Source organism: Microbulbifer sp. CNSA002 (assembly GCF_047324085.1).
Classification (GTDB): Bacteria; Pseudomonadota; Gammaproteobacteria; order Pseudomonadales; family Cellvibrionaceae; genus Microbulbifer.
The window spans coordinates 1,797,988-1,813,714 of sequence record NZ_CP172449.1 but is presented as its reverse complement, the minus strand read 5'-3'; the positions used below and the strand labels follow the sequence as shown (position 1 = coordinate 1,813,714).

The 15,727-nt window shown below is 48.5% G+C and carries 16 protein-coding genes; 8 read left to right on the top strand and 8 right to left on the bottom strand.

Annotation, left to right across the window (positions count from 1 at the left end; translation table 11 throughout):
• Positions 1–74 precede the first annotated feature (74 nt).
• Both ACG1BZ_RS08130 and ACG1BZ_RS08125 read right to left on the bottom strand, forming a co-directional pair.
• The gene (locus ACG1BZ_RS08130) at positions 75–884 is read right to left on the bottom strand and encodes a GIN domain-containing protein (protein WP_413665160.1); all 810 of its coding nucleotides are present in this window, start codon (positions 882–884) and stop codon (positions 75–77) included.
• A 131-nt stretch (positions 885–1,015) separates the two neighbouring features.
• Positions 1,016–1,438 (bottom strand): HIT family protein, encoded by a 423-nt coding sequence (locus tag ACG1BZ_RS08125; RefSeq protein ID WP_413665159.1) that lies wholly within the window; start codon positions 1,436–1,438, stop codon positions 1,016–1,018.
• A 336-nt stretch (positions 1,439–1,774) separates the two neighbouring features.
• Here ACG1BZ_RS08125 and ACG1BZ_RS08120 point away from each other — a divergent pair, with 336 nt between their 5' ends.
• The 4 genes from ACG1BZ_RS08120 (at position 1,775) to tcdA (ending at position 4,023) form a co-directional block, all read left to right on the top strand.
• Positions 1,775–2,134, top strand: a complete 360-nt coding sequence (locus ACG1BZ_RS08120; protein WP_413665158.1) for a hypothetical protein — start codon at positions 1,775–1,777, stop codon at positions 2,132–2,134.
• A 138-nt stretch (positions 2,135–2,272) separates the two neighbouring features.
• A complete protein-coding gene (locus ACG1BZ_RS08115) occupies positions 2,273–2,737 on the top strand; it encodes an FKBP-type peptidyl-prolyl cis-trans isomerase (RefSeq protein WP_413665157.1) in 465 nt (154 codons plus the stop codon).
• 49 nt (positions 2,738–2,786) lie between these two features.
• Positions 2,787–3,236: a thiol-disulfide oxidoreductase DCC family protein gene (locus ACG1BZ_RS08110; RefSeq protein ID WP_413665156.1), complete on the top strand. Its 450-nt coding sequence runs from the start codon at positions 2,787–2,789 to the stop codon at positions 3,234–3,236.
• Positions 3,223–4,023, top strand: coding sequence for a tRNA cyclic N6-threonylcarbamoyladenosine(37) synthase TcdA (gene tcdA, locus ACG1BZ_RS08105; RefSeq protein ID WP_413665155.1), 801 nt, complete (start codon positions 3,223–3,225; stop codon positions 4,021–4,023). The genes ACG1BZ_RS08110 and tcdA overlap by 14 nt, the downstream gene beginning before the upstream one ends.
• On the opposite strand, the gene ACG1BZ_RS08100 is transcribed toward tcdA, so the two are convergent.
• Entirely contained in the window at positions 4,020–4,904 is an 885-nt protein-coding gene (locus ACG1BZ_RS08100) for a LytR/AlgR family response regulator transcription factor (protein WP_413665154.1), read from the bottom strand. The two genes, tcdA and ACG1BZ_RS08100, sit on opposite strands and share 4 nt — an antisense overlap.
• A gap of 138 nt (positions 4,905–5,042) precedes the next feature.
• Between ACG1BZ_RS08100 and ACG1BZ_RS08095 the strand changes: the two genes are divergently transcribed.
• Positions 5,043–6,239 carry an acyltransferase family protein gene (locus tag ACG1BZ_RS08095; protein ID WP_413665153.1) on the top strand — a complete coding sequence of 399 codons (1,197 nt, stop codon included), beginning with the start codon at positions 5,043–5,045 and terminating at the stop codon, positions 6,237–6,239.
• A 1-nt stretch (position 6,240) separates the two neighbouring features.
• Here ACG1BZ_RS08095 and ACG1BZ_RS08090 read toward each other — a convergent pair whose 3' ends face one another.
• Positions 6,241–7,899, bottom strand: coding sequence for an aminotransferase class V-fold PLP-dependent enzyme (locus ACG1BZ_RS08090; RefSeq protein WP_282933455.1), 1,659 nt, complete (start codon positions 7,897–7,899; stop codon positions 6,241–6,243).
• Positions 7,896–8,684 (bottom strand): TatD family hydrolase, encoded by a 789-nt coding sequence (locus tag ACG1BZ_RS08085; RefSeq protein WP_413665152.1) that lies wholly within the window; start codon positions 8,682–8,684, stop codon positions 7,896–7,898. Before ACG1BZ_RS08085 ends, ACG1BZ_RS08090 begins: the two co-directional genes overlap by 4 nt.
• Positions 8,685–8,745: 61 nt before the next feature.
• Here ACG1BZ_RS08085 and ACG1BZ_RS08080 point away from each other — a divergent pair, with 61 nt between their 5' ends.
• The gene (locus tag ACG1BZ_RS08080) at positions 8,746–9,366 is read left to right on the top strand and encodes a LysE family translocator (RefSeq protein ID WP_413665151.1); all 621 of its coding nucleotides are present in this window, start codon (positions 8,746–8,748) and stop codon (positions 9,364–9,366) included.
• Positions 9,367–9,431: 65 nt separating this feature from the next.
• Here the strand turns inward: ACG1BZ_RS08080 and ACG1BZ_RS08075 are convergent, their stop codons facing one another.
• Positions 9,432–9,902, bottom strand: a complete 471-nt coding sequence (locus ACG1BZ_RS08075; protein ID WP_413665150.1) for a hypothetical protein — start codon at positions 9,900–9,902, stop codon at positions 9,432–9,434.
• Positions 9,903–10,409: 507 nt separating this feature from the next.
• Here ACG1BZ_RS08075 and ACG1BZ_RS08070 point away from each other — a divergent pair.
• Positions 10,410–11,534 (top strand): M14-type cytosolic carboxypeptidase, encoded by a 1,125-nt coding sequence (locus tag ACG1BZ_RS08070; protein ID WP_413665149.1) that lies wholly within the window; start codon positions 10,410–10,412, stop codon positions 11,532–11,534.
• Positions 11,535–11,587: 53 nt separating this feature from the next.
• On the opposite strand, the gene ACG1BZ_RS08065 is transcribed toward ACG1BZ_RS08070, so the two are convergent.
• A complete protein-coding gene (locus tag ACG1BZ_RS08065; protein ID WP_413665148.1) occupies positions 11,588–12,466 on the bottom strand; it encodes a hypothetical protein in 879 nt (292 codons plus the stop codon).
• A gap of 165 nt (positions 12,467–12,631) precedes the next feature.
• Positions 12,632–14,146 (bottom strand): MFS transporter, encoded by a 1,515-nt coding sequence (locus ACG1BZ_RS08060; RefSeq protein WP_413665147.1) that lies wholly within the window; start codon positions 14,144–14,146, stop codon positions 12,632–12,634.
• 297 nt (positions 14,147–14,443) lie between these two features.
• Between ACG1BZ_RS08060 and ACG1BZ_RS08055 the strand changes: the two genes are divergently transcribed.
• Positions 14,444–15,643 (top strand): phosphatidylinositol-specific phospholipase C domain-containing protein, encoded by a 1,200-nt coding sequence (locus tag ACG1BZ_RS08055; RefSeq protein WP_413665146.1) that lies wholly within the window; start codon positions 14,444–14,446, stop codon positions 15,641–15,643.
• Positions 15,644–15,727: the final 84 nt, after the last annotated feature.

Here is a 15,727-nt window from a genome sequence, read left to right as displayed (position 1 = left end):
ACCCCCAAAAAGAAATAGGCGCACAGCCCTACTGGCCGAACGCCTTAGATGCAAGGGGGCTCAGGAGCCGCCGCTTAGTCGACCAGCGCTACGTCTCCCGACCCCATCACTGAGAAGGAGTCAGTTCCCGGCCGTTTCAAGACAATATCACCCGATCCCATTATTGAGCCGCTGGCATTATCGGCGCGCAGACTGCGGCCAATAAAATCACCTGAACCCATGAGGCGAACGTTCACATCGGCAACTCGCCCGCCAACCAACATATCGCCGGAGCCTTGTATCTCCGCAAGTAAACTCTCACCGGTAATAGTACTTATCTTCATGTCGCCAGAGCCTGTCACCGCCACTTCCCCTTTGACAGTCAATGCCTTGTTGAGGAACAAATCACCGGAACCAGTAACATACGCTTTCAAGGATTCTGCGGCGACCTTGTCGATATTGATCATTCCTGAGCCCGTCACCCCCAAAGTTAGGCCTTCACTCTCAACACTTGAAGATCTAGCCTCACCAGAGCCAGTCACCTTAAGAGCCTCAATTTTAGGCATCGTCACGGTGAAGTTAACTTCATCTCCCTGCCCTCGGGATATGGTGACAAATCCAAAAAGGTTCTGGGTGTTTTCCTCAACGGATAACTCCAACCTTTCCCCTTTTACCTCAACTTTGACGTAGGGCATTGTGCTGACAGGGCCGACAGCGATAACTTCAAAACTGTTCCCCTGAATCAACTTCAAGTGAGAACTTCCCTTGAGAGACACCTGAGTGAACCCTTCCATATCGAAACGCTTAGTTTCCATTTCTTCTGCCTGGGCATTAGTGCAAAACGCAGCGACTGTGGCGAGGACTACTACCAGCGGGGCAAAGAGCGTCTTCTTCAAAATCATCATTAGAGGAATCTCATCGTTATTACCAGTTCATACCTATGTGACTCAGTAAGCGGGGGACTTGGATGCAGTGTCCCACAAATATTTTGGGGACACCATATGACCGAGCAGTCTAAAAAATCAATCTTAACGACCTAGCCGCACTCCGCCTCGCTAAAGCCCAGCTCCTTTAAGGATTGTCGAATCTTTTCCGCCTCATGTGCCAACTGCTCTGAAGAAGCAGGCTTTTGCTTAGAGAAGTCAAAGTCTGACAATTCATCTACGGGTATCAGGTGGATATGGGTATGTGGTACTTCAATCCCAGCGATCATCACGCCCACTCGCTTCGGTGAGTAAGTTGCTTTCAGCCCTTTCGCCACCTTTTGCGCAACCAGCATTAGATGACTCGCCAGCTCCTCCGGAACATCATCCCAATGATTAATTTCCTCAACAGGGATGACCAAACAATGACCAGCCTTAATGGGTGAAATGGTCAAAATAGCTACGACCTTTTCATCTCTCCAAATAAAATTGCCAGGTAAATCGCCATTAATTATCTGAGTAAAAATACTTGCCATAAATTATCTCAAAAGGTTGAAATTTATTATTTGGTGCAAGCGTGCAGTCTAACACCAAGAAGAAAAAATAAAGTGTAAAGGCTTAGAAAATACTTGCGCAAACATAGATTTTCTTCTTTGGCGAAATAAACCCCCAATATGTGACAACCTGTCGAACAGAATGACAATTTTCTTAAACCAAGTTGGCATACCGAAAGAATATGTCTTAGGCTCGTCACCAATTAATGTTGTACCGCCATTGAGCCAATGCACATTGTGCTTCTCGTTACCAAAATACTTTTTCGGCTCTGCGGATAAACTTTAAATCAGTGCCAACTGCTCACCGGGGGGAGAGATATGGAAAGCCTGTTGGATCAGGTCGGTGGTACTAAATTTGTCAACCGTACAGTCAGTGAATTTTACGGTGCTCTCAGCCACCACCTTTCAGCCTACGAAACTTGTGATTTCCGCAAACAATTAAGTCGTCAAGCTCAGTTTTTGAGCCATGCGTTGTCATCTACACCGGAACCAGACCGGAGTAGTCGCGCCCGCTTTTTAGCCAGGGGGTTAAACCCAGAGCTATTCGATTCAATGCTGGAGTATTTCGAGGGTCGCCTATTGGAGTTGGGCTATCGCCCTGACTTCAGCACACAACTGGTTGCGATCGTAACCAATCTCTATGGCGGTTGTGAGCAGGACCTGTCAATCGCTTGCTAATCTTTATCAGCGGCGCGCACGCACAAGTTGCGGCGCGCCCGCCCTGTCAATACAATTGCGCTTCACAGCCTTTACCCCCCGTTTTATTGCGCAGCGGTAAGCGCTCATTCACATACTCTTTTATATCAGAGATTATTCATGAAGATTGCCAACCACACAGTTGTGGAGATCCACTACACCCTGAAAGATGCTGACGGAACAGTCATTGACTCCTCAGCCAATGGAGAGCCGCTCAAATATCTGCAAGGGGTTGGTAATATCATTCCTGGGCTTGAGCGCGAGATGCTGGAAAAGGCACCCGGTGATAAATTTACTGCGGTAATCGCACCAGAAGACGGTTACGGCGAGCAAAACCCGGAGCTGATCCAAACCATGCCGCGCAGTGCCTTTGGTGGTGTTGAAGAGTTATCTGTAGGAATGGCATTCCGTGCAGAGAGCACCGAAGGTCACCCGATTGAAGTGGAAATTATCGACATCGACGGCGACGAAGTCACTATCAATGGCAACCACCCCCTCGCCGGCGTTGAGCTGCACTTCGAAATTGAAGTTGTTTCTGTACGCGAAGCGACTGCCGAAGAAGTTGATCACGGTCACGTGCACTGACCCCATGATATGAAACGCCGCCAGCCGCGCGGCGTTCCCCCCTTCCCCAATGTCATCGCCAAACAACATCATCCTGTTTGATAGCATCTGCAACCTGTGCAATAGCTGGAGTCAACTAATACTCAAGCGCGACAGAGAGCAGCGCTTTACCCTGTGCCGAGTGCAGTCCAATGCAGGCCAGCACTTCCTTAAACAGCTGAACCTGCCGCTGGACACTTACCAGACCATGATTTTGCTGGAACGACATGGTGGCACTTACCAATCCTTTTACAAAAGTGAAGCGGCACTGAGAATTGCCAGCCGCCTACCACAACCCTGGCGTTTATTGGCCATTTTGCGCTACATTCCCCGCCCGGCAAGGGATTGGCTCTACGACTTGGTTGCCCGCAACCGCTATCGCTGGTTTGGTCAACGGGAGAGTTGCCTATTGCCGTGTGACGCTGACAAACAGCGGTTTTTGGAAGATGTACCTGAAGAGACCCCAGATGAGCTTGTCTGACCAGTATTTACAGCGATTTGGCGGCATTGCTCGCCTGTATGGCGATAAGGCCCTCGAAATTTTATCCTCTGCTCACATATTGGTTATCGGTATTGGTGGCGTAGGGAGCTGGACCGCAGAGGCCCTGGCGCGAAGCGGCATTGGTCAGTTGACGCTAATCGACTTGGATGACGTCTGCATCACCAATACCAATCGTCAGAGCCACGCACTCGCCGATACTGTAGGCCATATCAAGGTCGAGGTGATGGCAGAGCGCCTCAGGCAGATTAACCCGGAGATTACAGTTCATACGGAAGAGGACTTTATCGCTAATGACAATTTCTCAGCGCTGATCAACCCCGATATACACCCTATCGATGTGGTGATTGATGCAATAGATTCCGCCCGGGTAAAAGCCGCCCTGATCGCTTACTGTAAAGCCCGAAAAATACGCTTGATAACGGTTGGTTCCGCAGGAGGTAAGCGCTCCCCCGATCGCATTGAGTGCGCCGATCTCGGCCGTACAATTAATGATCCGATGCTGGCAAAAGTCCGCCAACATCTATACCGCTTCCACAACTTCCAGAAGAGTCGCAAGCGCCAGTTTGGCATCGATGCGATCTTTTCCACTGAAGCAATGGTATACCCGCAGCCAGATGGGCAAGTATGCCAACAGAAGAGCGCTATGCAGGACGGTGTTAAATTAGACTGCAGTGGCGGCTTTGGTGCGGCAACTATGATTACCGGCACCTTTGGGTTTTTGGCCGCCAACCGGGCCATCGAGCGACTTCTCCAGGCAAAAAACTAAGCCGGGTTTAATTGAGCCCTCAGCTGATCGCGGTAGCGCCTGCTCACCGGGATCAGCTGGCCGCCAACCAAGTGAATACGCGCATCACCGCTCTCCAGGGGTTCAATCTCCGCAATAGAGTCCAAGCGCACAATATAGGAGCGGTGTATGCGAGCGAATGATCCTGGATCCAAACGCTCCAGTAACTTGGTCATAGTCTCCCGTAGGGGGTAAATTCTATCGCCCAAGTGCAGATTGACATAGTTGCCAGCAGCTTCCACCCATTCGATATCCTGCACATTAACCAGAAATTCTTTTCCAAGCTTTTTCACCAGAAGACGCTCCGGCCTTTCCACTGGCTCAGCAGCATCTCCCTCATCTGGCTCTTCTAGTAAGCGCGCCTCACCCTGCAAACGTACCAATAAGAAGCGGTACAAATAAACAGAGCTTAAAAGAGCGGCATAGGTTTGAATATCTTTGAGATATTCATAGAAAAATTCTACAGGCCAGTTACCAAAGTTATAGGAACCATCATTGAGGTGGTAAATGACCGTCCTCATAAACACCATGCCGGAAACGTGGATCAAGGACCAAGGCAAAGTGAAAAATAAATGTATGGCCAAGCTCTGCCGAACTCTCCCCTTACGCAGGGGGAAATAATGATCAAGAAGCAATATCAGCGGAAATAAGATTGCGATCATTAGGATACTGGTTCCCTCCCACACCAGAAATTCCCATGGCTGAAAAATAGAACCCCAGCGGCGGTGATCAAAGTATGCCAAAGCGAACTGAACAAGCCATTGGCCGACAAAAAACAACAACCAGAATCCCACCTCAAACTGTCGCCGGTGCATCAAATACTGCTGAACCGTCATTGCTCCTGAACCAGTATAAAAATTCATCGGCAGTCTACCCCCAATTCACCCCCAAAAACCACCACTGGCCCCTAATACCCTACAAATCGGCACTTTGGGATAGCTAATGGCAAATACTAACGGGAGCATAGCAAGCGACTAAAACAGCCTTGAACGACGAAACCTATGCATTCAATAACACAGAGACGCCACGATATTGACGCCCTTCGTGTACTAGCCTTTGGCCTACTTATTCTCTACCACCTGGGAATGGCCTATGTCGCGGAATGGGGGTGGCATGTAAAAAGCAGTTACCAAAGCGAGCCACTACAACTGGTAATGCTAGCGGTTAACCAGTGGCGGATGCCGTTGTTGTTCCTGATTTCAGGTGCAGCCAGCTATTTTCTCTTCCACAAGCTGGGCACTGGGGATTACTTACTGAGAAGAATGAAACAGCTATTGATTCCGCTGGCATTTGGAATGCTGGTGGTGGTTCCACCCCAGGCCTACTATGAAGCGCTAAGCAACGGCATTATTGAGCCTGGATACTTATCATTCCTGCTGAAGTACTTCTCGTTCAGCCCCTGGCCAGAGAATGCCTTTGCTGGAAGTGAGTTTGGCCTGACCTGGAACCATCTGTGGTATCTACCCTATCTGGCATGCTACACCCTGGCCCTTATTCCTCTAGCCCTGTGGTTTAAACACCAACGGTGGCTGGGCCGATTCATGGAGAATATGAAATCTTGGCAACTGCTAATTCTACCGCTTGTACCCATGATGGTGTACGGCCTGGTCCTATTTCCGCGCTTTGGTGGGATAAACTATGCCGTCGTCGACGACTGGTACACCCATGCCAGATTTTTTACTTATTTCTTCTGCGGCTACTTGCTAGTCAGCAGTAGCGCCCCCTGGGAAATACTGGCAAGACTGCGCAATCGCCTGGTTATTGCAGCGCCCCTCACTTTCGCCCTATATCTATTATTTGATCGAGTACTACCTGATAGCAGTATTCCCGCCCAAAAAATACTGCTTTTTATTGTTATCTATACAAATCGATGGGTATGGCTCCTGGCTGTTTTAGCCTGCGCTTATCAATTTCTCAATAAGCAATTCCGTTGGTTACCCTATGCCACTGAAGCGGTTTATCCCTGGTATATCCTCCATCAAACCATTACCGTAATCGCTGTGTATCAACTGGGGCAACTCGCCCTGGGGGCCATCCTGGAGCCCTTGCTAGTATTATTAATCACTATTTTCGGCTGCTGGGCTTCATATGAATTTATCATCCGAAGAAACCCAGTTTTACGGCCGCTGTTTGGTTTAAAGCCTATTTCCAATATCGGGCCTATTGCGGTGGAGGCCCCCATACCCCGCTCCAGTTAAGTTAATGGGAGGTCTGCTCCACCAGATTCAAAGCACGTTGCAGCAATGCGTAAAAACCATTGCTGCGCGATTCACTTAAGTGCTTTCCGAGCCCCAGCTCAGCAAATAACAGGGAAAGATCTCTCTCTCTAATCTCAGTAGCCGTGCGGCCATCGATTTGTGAAAGTAATAACGCACCCAGGCCTTTTACAACCCGGCTGTCGCTTTCCAATCCAAAATAGTGCCTACCACCCTCTGTCCGGTGCGCTAACCAAGCTGCAGACTCACAACCCCGCACCAGGTTTTCCTCGGTACGTATCTCGGGCTTTCGGGCAATAGTTTTACTCCACAGCATTAATTCTCTATAACGTCCCTGCCAGTTGCGCTGGGAAACCAAACTCTCTAGCAATAACGAGGAAAAATCATCCCTGGCCCATTCATCACTCTGAATACTATCCCCCTGTTCAATTGACTTCTGGATCTCACAATACTCTTCCAGGGCCTGCAAAAAAGCCTGAATATCACTATCGGTATTGTAGGCTGCGACTGATGCTCGGACCGTCACCAAATCACCGCTCTCTTTACCTAACAATTGTGCACAGTGATGGCCTACTCTCACTGCAATATCGCGCTCGTCCAGCCAGTGCATTAAATCGGCAGCGCTACCATGAATAGGCACAAAAGAGACAATACCCAGATTGTGGCGCACTTGGCTGATAACCCTAAAATTGGGGGACGCTATCAGTTCGCGATGTATCCATCGCACCAATTTCTGCTCATGCGCCGCTATTGCGACCCTATCTTGCTGCTCAAGAAATTCCAGTGCCGCTCCAAGACCCGCTATTGCCGCCAGCGGAGAAGTGCCTGCCTCAAATTTGTGCGGCAAGCCTGCATAATGACTCGTTTCAAGTTCAACGTCGGAGATCATTTCTCCACCACCCAGCCATGGCGGCATAGATTCCAAAAGTGTTTCCCTACCGTATAAGAAACCAATTCCTGACGGGCCATAAAACTTATGAGCTGAGGAAACAAAAAAATCACAGCCAATTTTCTGCACATCAATCACTTCATGAGCTGCCAACTGGGCGCCATCAACAATCCACATCAAGTGCTTTCTGCGCAGCAATTGCCTCACCGCAGCCAGGTCCGGCCGCAATCCAAGTGCGTTGGAACCACCGGTCAGGGAAACAATCCTTGTGCGCTCATTCAGCACTTCTCCCAGGCGATCAAATTCCGGGACACCCGCTACATGGGGTACATAGCGCAAACTCAAATTGAAACGCTTGGCCGCCATCTGCCAAGGGATAATATTGGCATGGTGCTCCGCTGTTGAGATGACAATCTCGTCCCCAGCCTGCAACTCACTACACAGGCTGTGCGCCAACAAATTCAATGCCTCAGTAGCACCGCGACAAAATACAATTTCCCTTGTGCTGGCAGCATTAACAAACTGTGCCGCTTGGCGACGCACTCGCTCCACCATTTCTGTAGCCTTACGCGCCAGACGATGACTGGAGCGGTGCGTATTGGCATTGCTATGCACATAGTAATCGCGTACAGCATTAATCACTGCCTCTGGCTTCTGCGTCGTTGCAGCATTATCCAGGTATACCAACTCCTTATTCTCCTCTTGAGCAAAGAGGGGAAATGACTGCCTGAATGATTCAGCGGAAAAACTCATAGGGAAAATAACTTCTCAGTATTTCGACAGGTAGCATTGGCGATTTCCCGCACGGAAACTCCCCGCAAATCAGCCAGTGCTTGTGCAATTTTAGAAAGGTTTTCAGGGCTATTACGCATACCCTGCTGACCTGAAAGGGGCATATCCGGGGCGTCCGATTCAAGCAGTAAACTCTCCAGCGGCGCAAGTGACACAGCCCGTCGGGTTTTCGCTGCCCGTGGGTAAGTAATTGTTCCACCGATACCCAGATAGAAGCCGCGCTTCCAGTACTCTTGCGCCATTTGCTCACTGCCACTGAAAGCGTGGATCACACCTCCCCGGGGGAGCTTGAATTGCTTTAACAGCCTCAGGAGTTCATTGTGGGCCCGGTGAACATGCAGAATAATCGGCAGTTCATGGTTACTAGCAATCTCCAAATGAAGCTTGAGAATATCTTCCTGCTTATTCAAGTCAGTGCCGATAGAGGCATCCAAGCCACACTCTCCAACAGCGACACATGAGTATTTCTCAAGGCTCTCACTAAGCCGTACTCCCAACTCCATCAGGTTTTCCCGCCAGCGGGAATCTTGCGGGATTTTCTTCACCCACCAAGGGTGAACACCAGCAGCCATCATCCAACCGGGCTGTTCCGATACCAGAGCGCCCAACGACTGCCACTGAGCCTCGCAAACGCCGGGGATAATGACCCTATCTATTCCGGCATTGAGACATCTTTGCCACACCTGATCCCGGTCCAGAGAAAAAACCTCAAAATCAAAGTGGCAATGGCTGTCTATAAATTTCACTTGTGATACCCATTATTCGCGCGCATATTAGCATGAAGTCGCCTTTTCCTCTGGTACACCTGTGATTGAATCTCTTTTGCCGATCGCCCTTTTTGCTTTCTCAGCCAGTATTACACCGGGCCCTAATAACCTGATGATTATGTCCTCAGGACTCAATCACGGCATCTACAGTTCAACACCTCACCTACTGGGAATTTGGCTGGGATTTCCCGCCATGGTGGTTGCCATTGGCTTGGGACTGGGAACCGCCTTCAATCACTTCCCTTTTCTGCATGAAGTTATTCGCTGGGCAGGCATTGCCTATTTACTCTACCTGGCATGGATAATTGGTTCGACCCGGGAAATGGGTTCTGGAAATTCAAGCCAACCCCTGAGCTTTACCCAGGCGATGGCTTTTCAGTGGATCAATCCCAAAGGCTGGATTATGGCCACTGGAGCACTGGCTGCTTTCACCAGTCCCGGCACAGAAATATGGTCGGGAGTTGTTAAGGTTGCACTGGCATTTATCACCATTGGCGGGCCTTGTGTTGCCATTTGGCTATTCTTTGGCGTTGGGCTAAAACGATTCCTGACTGAACCACGCTACTTGCGAAGCTTTAACATTGCTATGGGATTGTTGCTTGCTGCAAGCGTTATCCCCTTGGCGCTCGAGGGGCTTACCCCCTTTGGCGCAGCCACCTGAAAGGTCTCTTCAACAGCTTAAGCTCGGGAGCCTTCAACTCCCGAGGCGCTCAGAGTTAGGAAAAACTAGCGAGACGCAGCCTGGAAACGGCTTACTGCACGAAGCTCGGCCGAGTCCTGTAACCAAACAATATCTTCAGCTTCTACTTGCTGCCCTGTTATCCCTGATAACTGATCACTGAGTACTTCTAGTCGGGTATTCTCATCGACGCCTTCCACCGGAAGTCGAATCCAGACCTGCCCCTCTTCGTCTGTAACCTCCGCAGGTGCCCCCTTGCTTAAATGGCGATCAAACACCGAGCTGTGACCTGGCGGCAAATAAATAGTGCCATTGGTAATATCGACAGCGAAGGCCACTATGCCCGGCAGCAAGCCAAATAGCAGGCCTGCGCCGTCCAAGATTACGACCGCAGGATCAACTCGCCCACCCGCCTGCCCTTTGCGCTCCGGGTACAGGAAATAGCCACAGGCGCTCAGATTCATCACTGTTACAAGCGCAGCGGATGCCACGATACTCCGTTTAATCACTCTATTCATGGTGTCACCTCTCACGAAAGCCCCCTATGCGGAGCTATTACTTGTTCTTTCTATTCCCACTAATGCCATGGGACCTATTCTCTATCTGTACAAATTCACGTCAGATAGCCCTGAGACAAAAAGATCATCAAATTTACGCCGATCGAAACGTTCGTACAACATCAAGTAGGCTCGATTGCCTAAACTTTAACCAGCACTTGCTGCGGGATGTTAAGGAGATTTACTAATTTCTGACAGTGTGGAGTGACGCACTTGTGATCTGACCGGGCAGTAAGCAGTCGCCTGGGGTCCGACACCGGAAATTTCAGGGAGCAGTAGTCGTAGCAGGTGCCGCCAGGGATTGGCTAAAGCACGGTATCCTTATCGATGCCGTGCTTTTCTATTTCACTAAATAAAGGAGATTTCGTCCTATCGCACCCAAAATTGGCGAGATCCCCTACCTTTCTTCCTGGAAAATTCCCCCTACCGCTGTATCCTGCGCCCAAGAACAAGAGTGGAGCTCTCTACATGTATATCAGCAGCGCCTTTGACAGCGGCAATATCGAAGTTATCAATACCGACAGCAATCCAATTGAGCTAGCAATCCGTCAGGACAACAATTCTGACTTCTACCAATGGTTTCACTTTCGTCTGGAAGGCGATATTGGCACCAGCTATCCCTTGCGCATCGTTAATGCCGGCAAATCCGCCTACCCGGAAGGCTGGGAAAACTACCGCATCTGTGCCTCATACGATCGTCAAAATTGGTTCAGAATTGGCGCCAACTACGACGGCAATACTCTGGACTTCACTGTAACCCTGGATGAACCCAGCATCTATCTCGCCTATTTCGCCCCCTACTCCTGGGAACGCCACCTGGATCTGCTCGCTTGGGCGCAGAGCCACGACCTGGTCAAACTGCAAACTCTCGGTAAAACCCTTGATGAGCGCGATATGACCATGCTCACGGTTGGCAATGCCGACACCGCGAAACATCGTGTTTGGATGATTGCCCGCCAACACCCAGGAGAGACCATGGCGGAATGGTTTGTTGAGGGCTTCCTGGAAACCTTGCTAGACCATGCCAATCCTACTGCGCAAAGCTTGCTGGCAGATACCGTATTTTATGTAGTACCCAATATGAACCCCGACGGCAGCGTTCGCGGGCACCTGCGCACTAACGCTGCGGGCGCCAACCTGAACCGTGAGTGGCTCAACCCCACGATGGAGCGAAGCCCGGAAGTCTTTTTGGTCAGGGAGAAAATGCTGGAGCTGGGCGGGGATATCTTCCTGGATATTCATGGTGATGAAGCCCTGCCCTATAACTTTGTTGCGGCTTGTGAAGGTATTCCCGGCTATGACGAGCGCCACGCCAAGTTGGAAGAGGCATTTAAGCAAGCTTATGAGGCCATCAGCCCCGACTTCCAAACGGAGCATGGATATGAGCTGGATAAACCCGGCGAAGCAAATCTGACAATTGGTACCGCCTGGGCTGGACATCAATTCCGCACCCTGGCTCTAACATTGGAGATGCCGTTTAAAGACAATGATGACCTGCCCGACTTGATCGAAGGATGGTCCCCGGCGCGAAGCCAACAACTCGCTCGCGATATTCTTTTCCCAATTCGCGAAACGCTAAAAACTATGTCTTAATCAGCCCAAAAGCCCCTAGCTTAAAGAGCCAAGGGGCTTTTGCCGACCAAAACTTAGTAAACAGGCTTTTCTATAAACCAAGTTATATCGATATAATTAGTCTGCTGACGGCTAATCTCCCCGCTTTCAGTATCCAACCAAATTACATCTAGCTCCCCCGAAGAACTTAACTTCGCTCCCCATACCACACTGTTTGAAGTAGGTGGAACCATACCTAATTTTGAAAATTCATCTGATCCGAGATGATGAGGCAACTGCGCAGTAATTTCTCCCCCATTAGATATATGGGCAACAACAGGTATTGCTTGCTCTGCCTCAATAACTGTTCTCTTTTCGGTCTCGGTATTAACACTACCTAACCAACTAATTCGTACTGCTAACCTTCTGCGTATAGCATCCAATAGATTAGAGATCCCTCCAGCAACAACCCTTCCACTATGGTCTTTCTGAAAAGCAACTTCCCAGTTTCGTTTTGGGGGAGTAGTGAAACACCAAACTGAATGTACACGGTCGCTATCTACCCTATTAGAGTGCTCAAAACGCCCTAGTAAAATACCTCGGCTATCTAGTAAACCGTGCCACCGTCCAAACTCAGAAGAAAGCTCTATCCTTGAATCATGAATTCTAGGAATCTGCCGATGAACAGACTGAACTTTTGTTGCCACTTCTCCAGACATAACAGTTGTAAACTGCGCGTCAGACCAATGTGTAAGATCAGATTCTTTATCTCCATTAAAATCCAAATCCCACCCTACTCGCATTGGCACTCCACTTAAGGCAACTCTGGATAGTTCTTTTTTAGAGCCCGCCACTACCACACCATCAAAGTCGACTTCCAAAATAGGATCGCTACAGCTTGCCATCTGTTCGGCATTAACCTCAATCGCCCTTGCTAAAAAGAAAGTCAAAAGTAGCCAACTTTTACTTTTCATCACTATCACCCGTGCATACTTTATTTGCCATTGTCGCCTTTAAATGTTACCCACTAAAGAGCTGTTATATTTATACCCCAGCAGTAAGCCCCCTCATCTAAAGAAGGGATAAAAGCAGTATTTTATGAGTTGAATTGACTTTCTATGGTTAGTTTACGCAAGCCTTTACCCTTTTTCTTTTGCCATCTTCAATAAAGCAAGCACAGCCAAAAAAAGAAGAAAAGTAAATACAACCAACCCCCACATCACCGACTGAAAAGCCTGAGCAAAAGCCTCATTAAACATGTTAGCGATGCGACTATGCAGAGCAGCAGACACCCCCATTGCGCCACGCTCTATCCTTTCAGGATTAATCAGCAATGCATCGATATATTTTTCCAGTGCACTGGTAATCGGCACCCCACTTTCCTGCAATTGATTTAGCAAACTCTGTTTTTCCATTATCCGGAATACAGTACCCACCACAGCCAAACCAAGTGCTGCGCCTATATTTTGTATGCCCCACAACATTCCGGTTGCTATTCCTGCACTATTAGGCGGCAAAGCGCCAATAGCGATTGGGGCTGTCGCACTAAATACAAATCCCCAAGCCACACCGAAAGGTATAAAAGCCAGCAAAAGCGTCGAAAAATTGGTATCCACTGAGAATTGTGTCATTACGATTGCCGCAATCAAAATACATATGACACCAATTAAGATTGGAGCCGCAGGTGCGGAATTAGCCGCCATTCTGCCCGCCACAGGAGACACCAAAGCCATTACCAAGGTAATAGGGAGCAAAATCAAGCCGGACATTACCGTTGTATCCTGACGCACAACATGCAAATAAAATGGTAATAAAAAGAAAGCAGAAATGAGAAATATCAACAAACTAAAATTGGTTAAAACACAAGCGGAAAATAGCGAATTCTTAAAATAGGCAAAATGGATCAACGGTTGCTCCAGTTTTCGCTCAACACGAAAAAGGGCAATAAAACTCAATATAGAAATAACCAATAACAACAGTATCGGCCAGCTCAACCAACCCACTTGCGCCCCTTCAACTACTAACACCACTAGCGAACCCACACTAAGAGCAAGAAGTATCATTCCACGCCAGTCAATATAACTTTTTTCTTTATCTAAATTTTGCGGGCTCCGCATTACAAAAAGGCCAAACACCATACTGACCAGCACAAAGGGGATATTAATAAAAAAGATCGACCTCCAAGACAAATACTCACATAGGACCCCACCCAACACCGGACCAAGAGCAAAGCCGACAGCCAATACCGACATCCACCATCCCATTGCAAATCCGGCTTCTTTTTCTACAAAAGTGTGGGACAGCAAAGCAATATTATTCGGCACGATTATGGCAATGGAGACACCTTGAAAGGCCCGCCAGACAATTAACCAAAGTGGATCCTCAGCCAATCCCGCGAAAAGGGAGCTAACTGCAAGTAATACCCATCCAATATTGAGCATCTTCAGGGAGCCCACAATATCCCCCAATCTCCCCATACTGGCCATCAGGATACATAGCATCAACATAAATATATTCATAACCCACTGGGTTTGAATAAAGGATGCACCTAAACTTTGCTGGATTGTCGGCAGTGCAATACTGACAATGGTGTAGTCCAACCCCAATATAAAGGTGGCTGGAAAGGAGCCAAGCAAAACAACCCACTTATTCATTAGTCGCATAATTCCCCTTATGTAGCTTGTTAATTAAAGCAAGGAAAGATCCTGAATAATTTATCGGCATTTATTGCTGAGAGAGCTACACAATCCATCCATTAACAATAGAATTATGATGTCGCCAGAAAACAACAAGAAACCAACCCTCATCACATAGACAAAAAAGTCCAATTCGTAGTAAAAAGCAAAAATAATAAGACGGTACCTTAAGGCACCGCACACCAATAAAAATTAAAAAATATTCACTAGCGTCTACTGCAAAGGTAGCGTATCTACTCAGTCCGGAGAAAAATAATGAAACACACTATCAGACAGATGATCCTATCGATTCTATTTGTACTTTCCTTCGCCTCCCCCCCCCTTTGGGCCGATAGCATTTCTGATTTCCAAAACAGCTGGACAGGCACAGCCTTGGATCTGCAGCGTCAAATAGACAACCACACTCCCATGAGTGAAAACAATATTTTGGGGACACACAATTCTTACAACTCAGAAGTTTATCGCGCCTGTAACTTCTCAGTGGGATGCCGCTACCTGGACCCTCAACAGGAGCATTCCATAAAAGATCAATTGCGCATGGGAGCTCGCTTTATAGAACTGGATGTCCATTGGACAACGAAAATGGAGAGCCTCTTTTCCTACCCAAAAAGATTACTTCTGTGCCATGGGCTCTGCAGTATCAATGACAAGTATGCGACTGAAGGATTTAACGAAATAAAGGACTGGCTAAATGACAGCGCCAATCAGGACGAAGTCATCATTTTATATATCGAGGACCACTCTGAAGGGCGCCATCAAGATCTCTACAACCAAATAACCGATCGATTCGGGGATAAGATTTTCTACAGTGGCGGCTGCCAGAGTATCCCCAGCAGCCTTACAAAAAATGATGTGCTTGCTGCAGGGAAACAAGTCGTCGTGTGGAAAGATAGCGGCTGCTCTGGAAATGGTGACATGAAGAACATGGCCTTCACCGGATTAGGGGAAATCGGTCGAGTGTGGGAAGACAGCACCACTATTGGCACTATAGGAGAAATTTTTAGCGGTGGTATTGAACGAATCACAGCCGACGATGTGCGCAATGGCTTTGCTATAGGTCACAACATAATCAACCTCGATAATATGAATACGACTGATGGCCGCATCGCTGCAGCTATTTGGTCATGGGATCAGAATGAGCCAAATAACTTGAACAATGAGGATTGCGCTATGCAGTGGGGCAACGGGCGCTGGAATGATGCCAACTGCAGCAACCAATATAGCTTCGCATGTAAGAACACGGCTGACGGTAGCTGGCTGGTCAGCGCCTCCACAGGCCCATTCTCTTATGGTGCCGGGGTGTGCCAGGCACTGGGCAATGACTATGTGTTTTCCGCCCCCACTAATAGCCAGGACAACCAAGCCCTTAAAAGCGCCAAGGAAACCACTGGCTATGACAAGGTGTGGATTAACTATCAGGACCAGATAACTGAGGGCCACTGGCAGCACAATTAACCTCAAAAATCTCGACTTGAGGATTTAGGCTGGATAGGAGGCTAAGCCCGAGCCTCCTATCCAAGGCGAGTTTTATTGAACCCT